General features: G+C 33.8%; 15 protein-coding genes. 1 reads left to right on the plus strand and 14 read right to left on the minus strand.

What is annotated here, in order from left to right; all coding sequences use genetic code 11:
- Window positions 1–80 precede the first annotated feature (80 nt).
- From nuoE to B5D41_RS04310, 5 genes are all read right to left on the minus strand, one after another.
- Complete coding sequence (gene nuoE / locus B5D41_RS04290) at window positions 81–587, minus strand: NADH-quinone oxidoreductase subunit NuoE (protein WP_078809374.1); 507 nt, start codon at window positions 585–587, stop codon at window positions 81–83.
- A gap of 14 nt (window positions 588–601) precedes the next feature.
- Entirely contained in the window at window positions 602–2,320 is a 1,719-nt protein-coding gene (locus tag B5D41_RS04295) for an NADH-dependent [FeFe] hydrogenase, group A6 (RefSeq protein WP_078809375.1), read from the minus strand.
- Window positions 2,321–2,366: 46 nt separating this feature from the next.
- The gene (gene nuoF / locus B5D41_RS04300) at window positions 2,367–4,157 is read right to left on the minus strand and encodes an NADH-quinone oxidoreductase subunit NuoF (protein WP_078809392.1); all 1,791 of its coding nucleotides are present in this window, start codon (window positions 4,155–4,157) and stop codon (window positions 2,367–2,369) included.
- 35 nt (window positions 4,158–4,192) lie between these two features.
- Entirely contained in the window at window positions 4,193–4,555 is a 363-nt protein-coding gene (locus tag B5D41_RS04305) for a (2Fe-2S) ferredoxin domain-containing protein (RefSeq protein ID WP_078809376.1), read from the minus strand.
- 195 nt (window positions 4,556–4,750) lie between these two features.
- Entirely contained in the window at window positions 4,751–5,416 is a 666-nt protein-coding gene (locus B5D41_RS04310; protein ID WP_078809377.1) for a 4Fe-4S binding protein, read from the minus strand.
- 294 nt (window positions 5,417–5,710) lie between these two features.
- On the opposite strand from B5D41_RS04310, the gene B5D41_RS04315 reads away from it, so the two are divergent.
- Window positions 5,711–6,748: a M14 family metallopeptidase gene (locus B5D41_RS04315; protein WP_078809378.1), complete on the plus strand. Its 1,038-nt coding sequence runs from the start codon at window positions 5,711–5,713 to the stop codon at window positions 6,746–6,748.
- Here B5D41_RS04315 and rfaE2 read toward each other — a convergent pair.
- From rfaE2 to B5D41_RS14060, 9 genes are all read right to left on the minus strand, one after another.
- Window positions 6,745–7,221: a D-glycero-beta-D-manno-heptose 1-phosphate adenylyltransferase gene (gene rfaE2, locus B5D41_RS04320; protein WP_078809379.1), complete on the minus strand. Its 477-nt coding sequence runs from the start codon at window positions 7,219–7,221 to the stop codon at window positions 6,745–6,747. The genes B5D41_RS04315 and rfaE2 overlap by 4 nt on opposite strands.
- A gap of 16 nt (window positions 7,222–7,237) precedes the next feature.
- Window positions 7,238–8,224, minus strand: coding sequence for a bifunctional heptose 7-phosphate kinase/heptose 1-phosphate adenyltransferase (locus tag B5D41_RS04325; RefSeq protein WP_078809393.1), 987 nt, complete (start codon window positions 8,222–8,224; stop codon window positions 7,238–7,240).
- Window positions 8,225–8,248: 24 nt separating this feature from the next.
- Window positions 8,249–8,836: a D-glycero-alpha-D-manno-heptose-1,7-bisphosphate 7-phosphatase gene (locus B5D41_RS04330; protein WP_078809380.1), complete on the minus strand. Its 588-nt coding sequence runs from the start codon at window positions 8,834–8,836 to the stop codon at window positions 8,249–8,251.
- Window positions 8,837–8,866: 30 nt separating this feature from the next.
- Window positions 8,867–9,952 (minus strand): HD-GYP domain-containing protein, encoded by a 1,086-nt coding sequence (locus B5D41_RS04335; protein ID WP_078809381.1) that lies wholly within the window; start codon window positions 9,950–9,952, stop codon window positions 8,867–8,869.
- 417 nt (window positions 9,953–10,369) lie between these two features.
- Window positions 10,370–11,674 carry a phenylacetate--CoA ligase family protein gene (locus B5D41_RS04340; protein WP_078809382.1) on the minus strand — a complete coding sequence of 435 codons (1,305 nt, stop codon included), beginning with the start codon at window positions 11,672–11,674 and terminating at the stop codon, window positions 10,370–10,372.
- A 225-nt stretch (window positions 11,675–11,899) separates the two neighbouring features.
- Window positions 11,900–13,447 carry a sodium:solute symporter family protein gene (locus tag B5D41_RS04345; protein WP_200806415.1) on the minus strand — a complete coding sequence of 516 codons (1,548 nt, stop codon included), beginning with the start codon at window positions 13,445–13,447 and terminating at the stop codon, window positions 11,900–11,902.
- A 138-nt stretch (window positions 13,448–13,585) separates the two neighbouring features.
- Window positions 13,586–14,941: a PHP domain-containing protein gene (locus tag B5D41_RS14350; RefSeq protein WP_234983889.1), complete on the minus strand. Its 1,356-nt coding sequence runs from the start codon at window positions 14,939–14,941 to the stop codon at window positions 13,586–13,588.
- A 46-nt stretch (window positions 14,942–14,987) separates the two neighbouring features.
- Window positions 14,988–16,961 (minus strand): glycoside hydrolase family 15 protein, encoded by a 1,974-nt coding sequence (locus B5D41_RS04360; protein WP_078809383.1) that lies wholly within the window; start codon window positions 16,959–16,961, stop codon window positions 14,988–14,990.
- A gap of 341 nt (window positions 16,962–17,302) precedes the next feature.
- On the minus strand, window positions 17,303–17,668 hold a 366-nt coding region (locus B5D41_RS14060; RefSeq protein ID WP_159442882.1), incomplete at its 5' end, for a hypothetical protein.

Below are 17,668 nucleotides of genomic sequence, written 5' to 3' on the forward strand. Positions count from 1 at the left end.
GGCAAAATAAAACAAAGGCCAATATATCTCTTCAAAGATGTATTGACCTTCTTTAACTATTAAGTTATATATTAAATTTTTTATTTTCTATACTTATCCAAAATTTCAGGGATTTGGTCTGGAGTTAAACGACCATAAACATCATCATTAATAGTTATAACCGGTGCTAAACCACAAGCTCCAATACACCGCGTTTGCACTAAAGTAAATTTACGATCAGGTGTTGTCTCACCAACATTAACATCTAATTCTTTTTCAATTTCCTCAATTAACTTACCAGCTCCTTTAACATAGCAAGCTGTTCCCATACAGACTCCAATCTTATATTCACCTTGTGGAGTAGTTGAAAAATGAGAATAGAAGGTAACTACTCCATATACCTCATTAGGAGAGATCTCTAAGCCTCTAGCTATATAAGTTTGAACTTCTTCTGGTAAGTATTTAAATATTTTCTGGGCTTCATGTAAGACCGGAATTAATGCTCCTGGTTCTCCTTTGTATTTATTTATTACTTTATCTAGCTCTTGATATCGTTTATCATCATTATTACCATCACAGCCAGGACAACTTTTTTTAGCTTCAGTCATATTGATTACCTCCTTTAATACCTATCTCTAGATCGGTAAGTAGTATGCAATAAATCATGTGCTTTTGAACCACCAGGATTATCTAAATAGTTTTCATATATCTTTTCAATTACTGGATTTTGATGTGACTTTCTTATGTTTTTACTGGCATCAATACTATATAACCCATTTCCCCGTTTAGCTATTATTTCCTCATTAGTAGGAATCGGTTGTCCACCCCCACCAACGCAGCCACCAGGACATCCCATAACCTCAACAAAGTGATATTCTTTTTCACCAGCTTTAATAGCTTCTAATAAATCATTAGCATTCCTAAGTCCATTTATAATAGCAACTTTAATCTCTTCTCCATTTAAATTAACCTCTGCCTCTCGAACTCCGGCAAATCCTCTAACATTATCAAATTCTAATCGTTCTAACTCGTCACCATTTACTTTCTCATAAACAGTCCGTAAAGCAGCTTCCATTACTCCTCCAGTTACTCCAAAAATATCTCCAGCTCCAGTAGTAATCCCAAGCGGCTCATCGAATTTATCTCCTGGTAGATTTAAAAAATCTATACCTGCCATCTTAATCATCTTGGCAAATTCTCGAGTAGTAATTACTGAATCTACATCTCTAATTCCATCTACCTCCATCTCCTCTCTAGCCGCCTCGAACTTTTTAGCAGTACAAGGCATAATCGAAACTACCATAATATCTTCTGGATTGATTCCTTTCATTTTAGCATAATAACTCTTTGCCATAGCTCCAAACATTTGCTGTGGAGATTTACAAGTAGACAAATTAGGTAGTAAATCATTATGGAAGTGTTCGATATATTTAATCCAACCTGGACTACATGAAGTTAAAAGTGGTAAAGAACCTCCAGTTTCTAAACGGGAGATTAACTCATGTGCTTCTTCCATAATTGTTAAATCAGCCGAAAAGACAGTATCGAATACTTTATCAAAACCCAGACGGCGACAAGCAGTTACTAGTTTATCTGCAACTAAAGTACCCGGGTCCAAACCAAACTCTTCACCAAGTGATACCCTCACTGCTGGCGCTATTTGTACAACTACATGTTTCTTTTCATCATTTAATAATTGCCAAACTTCTTTAGTATTATCTTTTTCTTTAATAGCTGCTACTGGACAAGCATGAATACATTGACCACAGAAAGAACAAGCTACATCTTCTAAAGATTTGTTAAAAGCTGGGGAAATTATTGTTTCAAAGCCTCTGTGGTTCGGAAATAAAGCTTTAACCCCTTGGACTTTATCACAAACACTTACACAACGCCGACACTGAATACATTTATTCGGGTCTCTTACTATAGAAGGAGTAGAATCATCTAATTCATAATCTATAACTTCACCACTAAATCTAACTCCTTCCACTCCTAACTCTTTAGCTAACCTCTGTAATTCACAGTTGGTACTCCGCTCACATTGCAGACATTCTTGGGGATGATTAGCTAAAATTAATTCCATATTTAATCTTCTTAATTGGCGCACTCTTGGTGAATTAGTCTTAATTACTAATCCATCACTAACCGGGAAAGTACAAGCAGGTTGATAACCACTGCCTTCAACCTCTACTATACATATCCGACAAGCACCTATTTCATTCTTATCTTTAAGGTAACAAAGGGTTGGAATCTTAATTTCTAATTCGCAAGCTGCTTCTAAAATTGTCTGTCCAGATTCAACCTCAAACTCTTGTCCATCTACTTCTATGTTTACATCCATTATCAGCACCCCTTCATCATTCTATATATAATTTAGTTTAATTTTACTAAGTTCTAATAGCATTAAACGGACATTTCTCAATACAAGCCCCACACTTAATACAGGGATCTTGTTCAATAGTGTGCACCTCTTTTTTATCACCTTTTATTGCCCCAACTGAACATGCTTGTTTACACAAACCACAACCCTTGCATAAGTCAGCTTCAATCTTATATTTCACTAAAGCTGTACAAGTTCCAGCTGGACATTCTGGACCATAAATATGTGCCTCATACTCAGCTCTAAAATGTTCAAGAGTACTTAAAACAGGATTCGGAGCAGTCTGTCCTAAGCCGCATAAGGCCGTATCCTTAATCATTTCACTTAAAGTTTCTAGTTTTTCAATATCCCCTGGCGTTCCATTCCCTTCAGTAATACGTTCTAAAATCTCTAGCATTCGAGTAGTTCCTTCTCGACATGGTACACATTTCCCACACGATTCCTCTTTAGTAAAATCTAAATAAAAACGAGCAATATCTACCATACAGGTCTCTTCATCCATAATGATTAATCCACCAGATCCCATCATAGATCCAGCATCCATTAAAGTATCATAATCTATCTGAATATCTAAATATTCTTCTGGTAAACAACCTCCGGACGGTCCACCACTTTGAGCAGCTTTAAATGCTTTACCATCAGGAATGCCACCGCCGATATCATAAATAACTTCTCTTAAAGTAGTTCCCATCTGAACCTCTACTAGACCAGTATTATTAATATCACCTGCTAAAGCAAAGACTTTAGTTCCTTTACTATTCTCTGTTCCTAAATCCTTAAACCAGTCTGCACCTTTTGAAATAATTAATGGAATATTAGCGTAAGTCTCCACATTATTAATTAAAGTAGGTTGGCCCCATAAGCCTTTACTAGCTGGATAAGGAGGTCTTGGCCTTGGCTCACCACGATTCCCTTCAATGGAAGTAATTAATGCTGTCTCCTCTCCACAAACGAAAGCCCCTGCTCCTAATCGTAATTCAATATCGAAATTAAAATCAGAACCAAAGATATTCTCACCTAATAATCCATATTCCCTAGCCTGACTAATAGCTATCCTCAATCTTTGTACTGCAATAGGATATTCGGCTCTGACATAGATATATCCCTGATTAGCGCCAACTCCATACCCAGCAATAGCCATGGCTTCCAATACACTATGAGGGTCTCCCTCTAAAATACTTCTATCCATAAAAGCACCAGGATCTCCTTCATCAGCATTACATATTATGTGCTTTTTTTCACTTGCCGAATCAGCAGTAAATTGCCACTTTAGACCAGTAGGGAATCCACCTCCACCACGACCTCGAATTTCTGAATCTTTAACTATATCGATTACTTTTTGTGGAGTAAACTCAGTAACTGCCTTTCCTAAAGCTTGGTATCCATCGGCTGCAATATACTCTTCAATATCTTCTGGATTAATATTTCCACAGTTTCTTAAAGCAATTCTTTCTTGGTACTTATAAAAACCAATTTCTTTATATTCAACTACCTTCTCTTTAGTAGTAGGTTCTGTAAATAATAAATCTTTAACAACTCGACCTTTCAATAGATGTTCCTCAACAATCTTAGATACATCATCCGCCTCTATTTGACAGTAAAAAGCGCCTTCTGGATAAACAACCACAATCGGACCTATTTCACAAAAACCAAAACACCCTGTCTTAATTAAGCTTATCTCATCTTTTAATTCATACTTAGTCAACTGTTCTTTAAATGCTGTTTCAATCTCCTTACAACCTGAGGAAGCACAACCTGTCCCTCCACAAATTAAAATATGCGCTCTTTGGAATTTCATCATTTAATCCCTCCTATGTTAGCAATAATTCTAGTTTAATTATCTCCTATTAGCCATTCTTGAATTTCTTGATCATTAACTATATCTTGAGTAACTAACTTAGCTACTCGGTCTGCTTTAATCTCTCCATAAGTTCTTTTAGTACCATCAGTTTTTTCTATCTTAATAATTGGTTCCTTTTCACATAAACCCATACACCCAACTTGAGTTAAAGTGACATCTCCTAATTCTCTTCTCTCAATCTCTTCTCCCAATTTAGTAATCACTTCTCTAGCTCCAGCAGCTATACCACAAGTCCCCATTCCTACTATTACTCGAATACTCTCTTCTTGATGTCGGAGTTTTATCTTAGTTTCTACTGATTCTTTTAACTTCTGTAATTCAGCTAATGATTTCATAACATCATCTCCTTAGAAGTTTTAGTATGTTATTGTGAACACTTTCACATTAATCTTCAATTAAATTATAACCAAACTAATATAAGTTGTCAACAAATTACTACAAATTTATTAAAAAAATCACATTTAATATAAAAAACCGAACCTTCTTCTGCAAGAAAGCTCGGTCATAATTAAATTAATATCTAATATAAGTCAGTCGAACTTCGGTGTAGCAACATCAAATGGACAAACATCAGCACACACCATACAGTTTAGACAGTTGGCATCATCAATAACTTCTTCTTCTCCTATATAATCTTCTGGAATATCTATTGGACACTCTTTAGCACAAATACCACATTCTTTACAATCATTAATTTCAATATTTAATTTTCTATTCTTACTAAATGCAGACTGTAACCAGCCTACTGGACAGAAAGAACACCAAGTACGAGGCTTATAAATAATTCCTAATGGAATAGCTACTAAAACAGTAGTTACAATACATACAAAGATCATAAAAGCTCCTGCTCTAACTAAAGGAGATTCATCTTGAATCAAAGGATTATATCCCAATAAAGCTATCATAAACATTGTTAATAAGACGGTAGCAACAATTGCTTTAAAAGTAGTTGATTTTAAGAATTTAGGAATTTTTTTATTTCTCGAAACTTTACTAATTATTGTACTTAAAAAAGAACCTCTAGGGCAGAACCAACCACACCAAAATCTACCTACGACATTTGAAAGTAAGACCGCAAAAATCGGAACAGCTATAAATATTAAACCAATTTTATGATTAAACAGACCTAATCCTAATAGAAACATGAGAATAGTTCCTATAATTTGTAGTTTTTTACGATGCTGTGTGAATTTCATTATATATTACCTCCCCTACCCCCTCCTACAGGGGTATTATTAATTCGTTAATAAAAGTATATCGTTTTTTGTCAAAAAAGTCAATAATAAAGAATTATTTCACTAATGGAGACTGTTATATAGATTAATGATATTCTTAAGTTCTGTTGTAGCTTAATTCTTCATATTGTTAAATAATTCACCAATATTATGCCCCCCCGGGGAATAAGTTAGATTTATTTTGATAGAAATAATAAAAGTAATCAATAAACTAAATACTAAACTTATAACATTTAAGATTGGAGGATAATCAATATGAACTATAAAAAATTGTTAGCATATATTATTTTATTAAGTCTGCTAACAGTTTCCTTATTTGCTTGCCAAAATAATTCTTCGAATAATAGTCCAAAACCTGAAAATGATGAACCAAATCAACAAGAAAATACACCTATTGTAACTGTAACTCCTAATTATTCTTATGCAACTATGAAAGAACAAGTTAATAAGTTAGATGAGAGATATGACAATATAGATGTAACTTCTATTGGAAAATCCGTCAATAATCGCAAGCTATTCCTTTTGAAATTAGGAAATGGTGATAAAAAAATTATAGTAACCAGCGGTTTTCACGGTAGGGAAAATATAACTTCATTATTGACACTAAAATTACTAGAAGAGTATGCTAAACATTTTGATGCTAGCCAGGATATAGGAAATTATGATCTGCATAAGTTATTTAATAAAGTAACTTTTTATTTTATTCCTATGCTAAATCCAGATGGAATTAATATAGCTATTCATGGTTTATCAAATCAGACAAATAAGGATTTCTATATTAAAGCTAATGAAGGAAATTCTGAGTTTAAGCGGTGGAAAGCTAATAGTAGAGGAGTAGATTTAAATAAACAGTTTAAAGCAGACTGGGAAGTAGTTGAATCTAAAGAAGAACCACATTTTGAAAGTTATAAAGGACCATCTCCTGAAAGTGAGCCAGAAAGTCAAGCCTTAGCTCAGCTAACTAGAAAGAATAAATTTGCAGCAGCAGTATCTTTTCACCATAGTGGTTCTGTTATCTACTGGTACTATAATCAAACTGGTAATCAATATGATAGAGACTACCAATTAGCCAAAAAATTAAGTACTAAGAATGGATATGAATTAGTTGACCCTGAAGAAAGTGACACTAGAGCAGCTGGTTATAAAGATTGGTTTATTAAAGAGTTTAAAAAGCCTGGATTTACTATTGAGATAGGAGATGGTAAGGTGGAAGGTCCTTTACCACCAACTAAGTTAATTGAGTATTTTGAAGAGAATAGGGAGGTTTTGTTAGAGTTAGCTAGGAACACTTAATATCTTTTTAAGATTTCTTTTACTATATTAGTTGTTGAGGCTCCTTTTACTTCTTTGACGAGTTTTATCTTACCGCCATATTCATGAACTACCTCTGCTTCTGGTAGTTCTTCTATCTTATAGTCGCCGCCTTTAACATAAATGTCTGGTTGTAATTCCTCAATAGTATTCTTAGCTGTCAGCTCATCAAAGATAACCACATAATCTATCATCTCTAAGGCAGCTAACATCTCTGCTCTTTCACTTTCAGGAACAACCGGTCTTTTTTCTCCTTTTAACTGCTTAACTGATAAGTCACTATTAACTCCTACTATTAAAATATCTCCTTTAGCTTTAGCTGCTTGTAAATATCTCACATGACCTACATGTAAAATATCAAAACAACCATTAGTAAAGACTATCTCCGCTTCTGAGTTAATTTTATTTTTCAAAGTAGATTTTAGATTAGTTAATTTAATCACTTTTTTTGACATAAGTAGCATCCTTCCTTTATTCAGCTAATACTTCTTTTAATTCCTCGGGACTTGTAGTAGCAACACCGGTCTTACGTACTACTATACCGGCAGCATAATTAGCTAATTTCATAGCTATCTCTAAATCAGCTCCGCTAGCTAAAGCTAAAACTAAAGTACCAATCACTGTATCTCCAGCTCCGGTTACATCAAAGACTTCAGTAAAGTTAGACGCAGGCACATGTGATGAGCTTCCATCTTCAGCAAAGCTAGTCATCCCTTCGCCACCTAATGTGATTAATATTGAATCTGCATTTATCTCAGCCAATAATCGTTCTCCTGCTTGCTGGACTTTCTCTTCACTATCTAACTCAATTCCTAATGCTTTCTCAGTCTCTTCTTTATTTGGAGTAGCAACCGTTACGTCTTTAAAGCTTAATAATTCATACCTTGAATCCACAGCTATTATCTTATCATTTTGATTACCTAATTTAATGACCTCTTCTTTTATCCGTGGAGTAAAGACACCATTCCCGTAATCAGAAAGAATAATGGCATCTACTTTAGAAATAATCTGCTCTACATACGATAATAATTCATCTTCAATTTCTTTACTAATATCTTTATTCTCTTGTTTATCAATTCTAACTACCTGTTGTTTAACTGTTTGTCCTCCCCCGGCTAGAATACGGGTTTTAACTGATGTTGGTCTCGTTTTATCTATAATTAATCCTTTAGTTTTAATGCCACGATCATCTAAATAGCTTTTTAAATTATCTCCGGCATTATCATCACCAATCACTCCAGCTAAGTAGACTTGTCCACCTAATGCAGCAACATTGTTGGCAGCATTAGTACCTCCGCCAGGTAGGATAGAATAATCATCATGCTTTAAAATAAGTACTGGTGCTTCTCTTGATAATCTTTCTGGTTGACCAATAATAAATTCATCAGCGATAATATCTCCTAAAACTAAAATATTTTGTTTATTAAAATCAGGTAAATAGGTTGCCGGTTCTTTCATCTCCAACTTTGCTCCCTTCTATGTTTACTCTAAACCGATATCATCTATAATCCATTCTACTGCATCATATAAATCCTCTGCTATATAATCTGGTTTAACTGGCCAACTCTCCTGTTCATATTCATAAACTCCTCGGCCATAACCGGTTAAGACTAAAATTCCTTTACTGCCTACACGTTTAGCTGTCTCTACGTCACTAATCTTATCTCCGATCATATATGACCTTTCTAGATCTAATCCAAACTCTTTTTCGCCTCTTGTTAACATCCCTGGTTTAGGTTTTCGACAGTCACAATCTAGTCGATATTCACCTTCACCTACATCTGGATGGTGTTTACAATAATAAATAGCATCTAAATAAGCATCATCTTCTTTAAGTAATCTTTTTAATTTGTTATGTACTTCCTTAATTCTTTCTTCTGGAAAATAACCTCTAGCTACTCCAGCTTGATTAGTGGCTAAGATAGCTTTAATCCCTTTTTGATTCAATAACTTAATGGCTGCAGCTGTTCTAGGTAATAATTCATATCTAGCTGCATGATTTACATAGCCAATCTCTTTACTTACAGTACCGTCTCGATCCATAAAGACTCCAATCCTATCTATATCCATGGCATCTCCCTCGCTTTTATGATTAATTAATTATTTATTATCTTCCCATTTCTTTCTATCTGTTATTACATCTTTGATTATTATTCCTTTATTATGCATTAAGTCAATCTCAGTTATCTCATCTTGATTTATTTCATCACCTTTAATTATTCTCACTACTGGAGCTGATAAATCTTCCTTATTAACATCTACTACTATCCCTAACTCTCCAGTATTCAATTCTACTACACTTCCAATAGGATATACAGCTACATTCTTAAATAACATTTGTGCAATATCAGGATTTAACTGTGCCTGCATTAAATTATGCATTACTTCTAAAGCCTTATGAGCAGGTAATGCCTTTCGATAAACTCGGTCAGTAGTAATTGCATCATAAATATCTGCTACGGCTACAATTTGAGCAAATTCAAGAATATCATCACCTTTAAGCCCACGTGGGTAACCACTACCATTATATTTTTCATGATGTTGATAAGCTATATGAGCTGAAGGAAAACTAATTCCATCTGTTTCTTTAATAAGATCATAACCTATTCTAGGATGTTGTTTGACTTCTTCAAACTCATTTTCTGTTAACTTAGAAGGTTTAAGTAAAATAGATTCATCAATTTTAATCTTTCCTGCGTCATGTAATAAGGCTCCGACTCCTAAATCACGTAATTCTAATTTATTATAGCCTAAACTTATTCCAGTTAATATAGATAAAGCCGTCACACTTACTGAATGACCAAAAGTATAATCATCATAAGCTCTAATATCATTTAAATGAACTATCACATGACGTTTAGAGGTTAATTCATCGACTATTTCATTAACAGTCTTTTTTATTTTACGAGCATTTAATTCTGTACCCATATCAATACTATTCATACATCCTCTTAATGTTTCGGCAGTCTGTAATCTAGTTTGATCCGAAATGAATTCTGGCACTTCTACCTCTGGTAATGTTTCATCCATGATATAAACTGCTGGTATATCTTTTTCTTTTAACCGACGGATATAAGCCTCCTTAAGAATAACCCCTGAATTCAATAAAATCCTTCCATCTGATACATATAAAGTTTTAGCTACTCTCATACCCGGTTTTAAATCTCCAGTTAAGACTTTCCTCATTAATGTCCCTCCAATTCTAATACATTCTACCCACTACCGTTTATTATACCATATGATATTTACTTTTCAAATTTTAAAGAAATTTCTGATTAATAATCTAGTCTAGGAGCGAAGTCAACACACATCTTTCGCTTGTCATTCACTCCGCCTCCTGCTCCGTTCATTGTCAAAAAACAGTTTTCCACCATAACCAGTATAAAGACCAATACTGGCTATGGTAGTAAATCAGGAACTAGTAAAAAAGATTAGTTCTCTAATTTAAATGCAAAGAGCTAATATTATTTCTCTGCAACCTCCATGGTTCCAAACTGTTTTTAAGAGTCGCTACAGAAATATGTTGACTAAATTATAATTATAGATTATATAATGTTGTCTGTAATAAAGAAGGCCTATCTAATATTAGATAGGCCTTACTGCTTAACTTGCTTCTGTTCTTTTGTCTATTACCCGTTTACTTTTACCTTGAGTTCTTTCTAAAGATTTAGGTTCTAATAATTTAACCTCTGGTTGTAACGATAAAACACTATTTAAATTTCTACTTATCTTCCGCTCTATTTCTTCTAAATTCTTAAAGCTTCCAGTAAACTTATCAGGTTTTAACTCCACTTGAACCTCTAATTCATCTAAATGACCTTCTCGTTTAATAACCATTTGATAATGTGGTGCTACTTCATCTATTTCTAATAAGACACTCTCTATTTGAGATGGGAAGACATTTACTCCCCTAATAATTAACATACTATCAGTTCGACCAGAAACCTTTTCCATACGAGCAGTGGTACGTCCACAGCTACACGGCTTAAGGATTAATCTAGATATATCCTTAGTCCGATATCTAATTACTGGAAATCCTTCTTTAGTTATAGTTGTAAATACTAATTCTCCTTTTTCACCAGGTTCTACAGGTTCTTTGGTCTGAGGGTCAATTACTTCTGGAATAAAATGATCTTCAGAAATATGCAGTCCTTGGCTTTCTGTACATTCACCAGCAACACCAGGTCCTATTAATTCACTTAGACCATAATTATCAGTAGCCCTCATCCCCCATAACTCTTCAATTTCTCTTCGCATCTCTTCAGTCCAAGGTTCTCCCCCAAAGAGTCCAATTTTAATCCCTAAATCATGAGGGTTAATTCCCATTTCCTTAGCTACCTCAGCAATATATAAGGCATATGAGGGTGTACTAACTAGAGCAGTAGTTCCAAAATCCTGCATCATCATAATCTGTCTTTTAGTATTACCAGCCGATGCAGGAATTACTGTTGCTCCTGCCTCCTCTAAACCATAATGCAGGCCAAAACCACCAGTAAACATTCCATACCCAAAACAGATTTGAACTATATCTTCATCTGTCACTCCAGCTTGAGTTACAATTCTAGCAATTAAGTCTGACCATACTTCTAAATCATTAGCTGTATACCCAACCACTACTGGCTTACCTGTAGTTCCTGAAGAGGAATGCAACCTTACAATATCCTTCATCCCTTTGGCAAAAAGACCATATGGGTAATGATCTCTTAATGCGTCTTTAGTGGTAAATGGTAATTTTGTAATATCATCTAAAGTCTTAATATCCGCTGGCTTTACTCCTGCCTTATCGAAACGTTGCTTATAAAAAGGTACCTCTTCATAAACATAATTTACTATCTTTTTTAACCTACTTAACTGTAAATCATTTAATTCTTCCCTACTCATTTGTTCATATTCTTGATCCCAAATCATAATTTTTCTACTCCCTTCCTACCATTCTACATTGGTGAGTGCATAATTAATTGATGACGCCCACGAATTTCATAACGGTCTTCATAAAGAAAATTATGACTGTTTTCAAACTCCTTTCAGTCAAACATGAAAACAGACTTAATCATACTTTTCTTTATTCCAACCTATTCAATTCTAGAGTGGCTAACATCAATTAACTATGCTTGAGGTTATTTATAAAACCTTTTAATCTAATAAATTAAATAGTAACTCTTTAATTCTTAATTTGCTCCTCCCGTCATAATCGTCACCATATACCTCCAAGAGATGTTCTTTACTATAGCTAGGGGTAAAGAAGCTAACTATAGGAGTTATCACTAATGGTAATAAAATAGCTAAAGACCCGATTAGCGGTATATACTGGGCTGCCATCTTAAAGTAGGCTGATAACCCTAAAGAGATGGTTAAACCGCTAATAATCCCGCTCCAGGCCCCTATTTTAGTAATTCCTCCCCAATGCAAACCATAAAGATAAGGTGCTAAGAAAGCTCCTGCTATGGTTCCCCAAGAAATAGCCATTAATGTTAAGATAATAGCCGGCCTTGTAACAGCTATTATAAATGATAATAAAACAAAAACAACACATAAAATACGCATCAATAATATGCTACTTTTATCAGACATATCTGGTTTAATAAATCCTTTAAATAAATCAATTGCTAAAGTAGAACTAGAAACTAAGACAAGAGAGGATAGAGTTGACATTGAAGCTGATAATACCAAAAGCAAAATCAATAAAACTACTGCTTCTGGCATAACCTTTACAATTAATTGAGGAATTAATACATCAGCATTAGCAACTCCATTAACTACTGGTAACTGATCAAAAAAGATATGGGTTGTAGCTCCTATAAAGTATGCAGCACCAGTAACTAGAATACCAAATAAAGTAGCAACTATCATTGCCGGTTTAATTGATTTTTCATCTTTAATAGTATAAAAGCGTTGGACCATTTGTGGTAAGCCCCAACTACCTAAACTAGTTAATACTACTAAGGATAAGAGAGGAATCAATCCCGGAGGACCTACTGGTTGGACTAAATTAGGGTCAACCTCTTTAAGGCCAGATAAAATTCCGGTAATACCACCGGCATCTGGGTGGGTTAGAACATAATAAATCATAACAACAATCCCAATAACCATTACAATTCCTTGAATGAAATCAGTTATAGCTACAGCTAAATAACCACCTAATAATAAAAATAGCGCTGTCAATATTACCATAGATCCTAAAGCCCACAAATATGGGATAGAGAAAATCTGTTCAAAGAAATAGCTTAATCCCATATAAACTGAAGCTGAATAAGGAACTAAAAATATAAAGATAATCAAAGATGAAAATATCTTTAACCCTGGTGATTTATATCTACTCTCTAAAAATTCCGGCATAGTCATAGAATCTAAACGAACCGTCATTTGGCGAGTCTTCTTAGCTAAAACTTTCCATGCTAATAAACTACCTACCAAACTATTTCCTATGGCAATCCATAATGAAGATAACCCAAAACCCCAGCCAATCTTTCCGGCATAACCGATAAAAAGAACAGCTGAAAAATAAGTGGTACCATAAGTGAAAGCCGAAACCCAAGGCCCAATACTTCGATCACCAAGAAAGTAATCATTTAAATTATTAATCTTTTTCATACTTAAATAACTCAAAGTCAATAAAACACCTACAAATACTGCTAAGACTCCATACTTAAACATCTTATCTACCGTCCTTCCATCCTTCATAATAATTCTTACCTACTAACCTACTAAGTCCCTACTAACTTTCCTAACTAACCTAATAATTTAATTCCTACCTCTTTACCATTAATTATTCTTCTAGAATATATTTCCTTTTCCTGCATAAATATTAATTTTTTCTTATTAATGCAAGGTGCCTTCTCGATGTTCTACATCATATGCAAAGAGTGCATAACCTATCTTAGCTGTACTTAAATCTGTTTCTAAAGCTAATTTTCTTATAATCTCCATAATTCTTAAATAATCATCAGCTGTAAAAGATTCTTTTTCAACATCAAAGTAACCCATTTGGTGCAGAGTTGCCCAAACCCTAGTATCTATTACAGCATGTTCTGTATCATTTAAACTAGTTAAGATAGCTGAAGCTGTTGGAATCCCTATACCTGTCAGCCCAACTAATAAAGTCAATTGAGAGAATTCATCATCTAGTTGATAAACTATCTCTGTCACCTTCTTAACTCGATAAGCTGGATTCTTCTTGACATGATAAGAGCTACGAGTCGAATTTAAATGAGCTAGATTGTATAATTCATCCTTAGTTAGATATCCTTTCTGATGATATTCTTTACCTATTTTTTGTAGCTCCTCAGGATATAAACCAGATGTTTTAGGATAAAGTTTTAAATATTTATCAAAATCTATTAAATTAATCCCATTCTTAGCTCTATATTCTTCCTTCAAATCAGTTACTAACCAATCCGCAGCTTTTACAGTTCCTAATAAGACTTCACCTTTATGCTCTGGGCCATGACAATCAGAACCTCCTGTGAGTAATAACTCATATCTTTTAGCTAACTTAACATATTTCCTAATCATATCTGAAGTATGCTTAGAATAATAGACCTCTAAGCCTTCAATACCAGATTCAATTACTTCATTTACTATTTCGTTATTATCCGCTAACCCTGGATGAGCTAAAACAGCAATTCCTCCAACTTCATCAATTAACTCTATAGCTTCTTTGGGAGTTAATTGGGTCTTAGGTACATAAGCTGGACCATCATCACCAATATATTTATCAAATGCTTTAGAGAATTCCTTAACATAACCCTCTTCAACTAAAGCTCTAGCAATATGAGGTCTTCCTACTGCCCCAGCACCAGCAATTTCTTGTACTGTTTGCCATTGTACCTTAACACCTAATTCATTTAATTTCTCTACTATTTTCTCTCCTCGAGTACGTCTAGCATCTTTTAGCTCTGCTAACTTCGTAGACAATGTTTTATCCAAATGATCGATATAATAACCTAGAATATGCACCTCTTGATTATCAACATAAGTTGTAAATTCTATTCCCGGAATTACTTCTAAATCTAACTCTTTAGCTTGTTCCATAGCTGGTACTATACCAGCTACTGTATCATGATCTGTAACCGCTATTGTTTTTAAACCTCTTTTAGCTGCTTCAATTACTAATTCCTGAGGGGTATAAGACCCATCGGATGCTGTAGTGTGTAAATGCAAGTCTACGTTTTCCATTATTTAACCTCCAGTTATATATTAATTAAATCTATTATAGCATAATTTATTCATCATTTCTAAATTCAGCTAATTTCTCTTGATACTTAATAATTATTCCTACAAAAGTTGCATGAGACCAAGTTAAAGGTGCTACTGATAATATTCTATTCTGGTGGGGATGAATCTGTTCCGGTAATAAGTTATCACTATAAGTATGGTCTACTACCCAATTAATTAATCTTTGGGCCGGTTCTAAATCCTCTATTTTTTCTGCTATTTTAATATACCAATCAGCTAGCCAGAGTGTAGAAATAATCCATGGATTACCTGGTACTTTATCTAAGTTATCAGATGATTTAAAATAGTCATCAGCTTCATATCTAGCTATACCACCAACTTCTGTATTTACCCAGAGTCTATCCTCAATAGCCTGCATAGTTCTTACTACTCGAGAGTCTTTAGGAGATAATACACCAAAGTAATAGATCCCAAAAAGACTACTTTCAATTACCTCATCACTTACTATCTGACCATCTATAGAATTAATCATTCGCACAAATCTTCCTAAATCCTCACTGTATAGATGATTTAAAATGCCATCTTTAATCTCTTGAGCTGTTTTTGCATACTTTTTGGCTACTTCTTTTTCTCCGAAGATATTAGCGAAATTAGCAGCCTCTTGCAATGCACCATATACAGCCGAAGTTGTAAAAGTTAAAATCCCTCTCCGCTCTTCCCACAGATCATAACTTGGTTTTGGTAACTTTAAATCATTATTTATATATTTAACCATAAAATTTGCTGCCTTCTTTATTAATGGTTCGTACATTTCATGAATAAATTCTAAATTACCACTCTTTCGATAATGCTGACCTAAAGCAAAAATAACTAAAGCAGTCTCATCTTCTTGAATTGGCAGTTGAGATTGACCATCTTTAACCCACGGATGCCAACTAGAACCTACTGAACCATCTGGATTATACTTATGTAATAAATAACCATCTGGGTTAATTACATCTTTACAGAATCTAAAGAAACGTTCAGTAATCCCATGATAACCAGCCTGATCTAGATAATAAGAAACTAACGCTCCATCTCTAGGCCATAAATAACTATAATGATCTCGGTTATAATCTAAAATATCCGTATCATTCGCTGCAGTAATAGCCCCTCTATTATCTATTTGGGTTCTAACAGTTAATAGACTACGCTTAAACAAATCTTGCCACTTTGATGGTAGCAAGTCGCAATTAATACAATTATTACTGCGCTTGGTTACCCATGAGTGCCAATAGTGAGCAGTTTCTTTGATTAATTGATTAACTCCTTTATTTAAAACATACTCATTTAAATCTTTAACCTCTTGATAATCTTTACCTGCTGAAATCCAATACTTAATATCCTCACTACCCTTGGGAGATAAATCTAATTTAAAATTAATAGTACTATCAACTGAACCTTGGGCAATCGGGTTCCCAGCTAACTCTCCATCTTCAGCATCACGCCACGTTCCTTCAGCTCCTTTAAAGCCTTTAATTCCTGTAGAATAATTATAAATACCTTCCTCTTCATGTTGACCATTAATTAAAAAATAACGCTTACCCTTATAATGCATAACCCCTTCTAAATTCGGTTCATATAAAGCTGTATCTCCAATATCAGAACCTGAAATACGAAAATCATGGGAAAAGAATAACTTAAACTCCCGTTTTTCTTCCTTTAAATTCTCTACTTTAATATTCTTAAGATAAATGTTGTAATTATAGCAGACTGTATCTGTCATTTTTAATCTTAAATCTGCGTCTGGTTTAGTAAAGGTAGTAGTAGTTACTAATGTGTCTTCCTGATATTTTAAATCTCTTTGCCAGGAATCATCTAACCAATAGAAATCATCATCAATTAAGACCCCTATCCTAATTCGATGACCATTTATATGATTTTCTGAACCTACGTAAGGATAATAAAAGTCTCTTATATTCATATTCTGATCAAAATTGATTAGAAGATTCCCATTACCAATTACTAATTCTTTAGGCATATATTCAACCTCCATTTTTATATTTATTATAATTATTTTGCTTTCATTTGTTTCATTTTACTTATATACAAGTATATGGTATATTATTGTAATTTATATTAAGTTATCTTAAGCTCATTATTTATTCTTTTTCTTTCTATAACCAGTTATTTCCTTCAAAAAGTTATAATTTCATTTATTAGTTTATCATTCCTCTTAAATGACAAAGTCAACAAATAACTCTATCCACAATTTAAATTTAAGTATAATTCTCTTAATAATATAAAATAGAGGAGTTATATCTCAATAAACTCCTCATTACATACTCTTATAATTATTGAATATCTTACTTAAGTTAGTCCCTAAGAAAGATTAATTCCATCCTTACTTATCTTTAACCTCTTGCTTCCAAAAGAAAATTCTGTCTTATTATCATCTATGACTCCATTTGCTTTTCCGGTCTTGAGATTAATTTTATCTTTATCAAGTATTATTTTACTTTTATCAGCTACGGAGAAGTTTAAACTCTCTTCTCTTAACCACATCTTGGCTTTATCTTCTTTACTAGCAAAGATTATCTCCTGATTATTAAGTAACATCCGAAAGCCACCAGGGGTCTTGATTAGTTTATCCGCTGGGTCATGATCTATCTCTTGATCATTATCGGTACTACTACTCTTTAAGGTGGCATATTTTTCGTTCTGACTTTTAAAGTAGATATCTACTAT

Source organism: Selenihalanaerobacter shriftii (assembly GCF_900167185.1).
GTDB lineage: Bacteria > Bacillota > Halanaerobiia > Halobacteroidales > Acetohalobiaceae > Selenihalanaerobacter > Selenihalanaerobacter shriftii.

What these genes read in the sequence shown, in the direction of transcription:
- B5D41_RS04305 (WP_078809376.1), bottom strand. Translation starts at nt 4,555, where the DNA reads ATGAAATCATTAGCTGAATTACAGAAGTTAAAAGAATCAGTAGAAACT.
- B5D41_RS04295 (WP_078809375.1), bottom strand. Translation starts at nt 2,320, where the DNA reads ATGGATGTAAACATAGAAGTAGATGGACAAGAGTTTGAGGTTGAATCT.
- rfaE2 (WP_078809379.1), bottom strand. Translation starts at nt 7,221, where the DNA reads ATGTCAAAAAAAGTGATTAAATTAACTAATCTAAAATCTACTTTGAAA.
- B5D41_RS04325 (WP_078809393.1), bottom strand. Translation starts at nt 8,224, where the DNA reads ATGAAAGAACCGGCAACCTATTTACCTGATTTTAATAAACAAAATATT.
- nuoE (WP_078809374.1), bottom strand. Translation starts at nt 587, where the DNA reads ATGACTGAAGCTAAAAAAAGTTGTCCTGGCTGTGATGGTAATAATGAT.
- B5D41_RS04360 (WP_078809383.1), bottom strand. Translation starts at nt 16,961, where the DNA reads ATGCCTAAAGAATTAGTAATTGGTAATGGGAATCTTCTAATCAATTTT.
- B5D41_RS04340 (WP_078809382.1), bottom strand. Translation starts at nt 11,674, where the DNA reads ATGATTTGGGATCAAGAATATGAACAAATGAGTAGGGAAGAATTAAAT.
- nuoF (WP_078809392.1), bottom strand. Translation starts at nt 4,157, where the DNA reads ATGAAATTCCAAAGAGCGCATATTTTAATTTGTGGAGGGACAGGTTGT.
- B5D41_RS04315 (WP_078809378.1), top strand. Translation starts at nt 5,711, where the DNA reads ATGAACTATAAAAAATTGTTAGCATATATTATTTTATTAAGTCTGCTA.
- B5D41_RS14350 (WP_234983889.1), bottom strand. Translation starts at nt 14,941, where the DNA reads ATGGAAAACGTAGACTTGCATTTACACACTACAGCATCCGATGGGTCT.
- B5D41_RS04330 (WP_078809380.1), bottom strand. Translation starts at nt 8,836, where the DNA reads ATGGATATAGATAGGATTGGAGTCTTTATGGATCGAGACGGTACTGTA.
- B5D41_RS04345 (WP_200806415.1), bottom strand. Translation starts at nt 13,447, where the DNA reads ATGAAGGATGGAAGGACGGTAGATAAGATGTTTAAGTATGGAGTCTTA.
- B5D41_RS04335 (WP_078809381.1), bottom strand. Translation starts at nt 9,952, where the DNA reads ATGAGGAAAGTCTTAACTGGAGATTTAAAACCGGGTATGAGAGTAGCT.
- B5D41_RS04310 (WP_078809377.1), bottom strand. Translation starts at nt 5,416, where the DNA reads ATGAAATTCACACAGCATCGTAAAAAACTACAAATTATAGGAACTATT.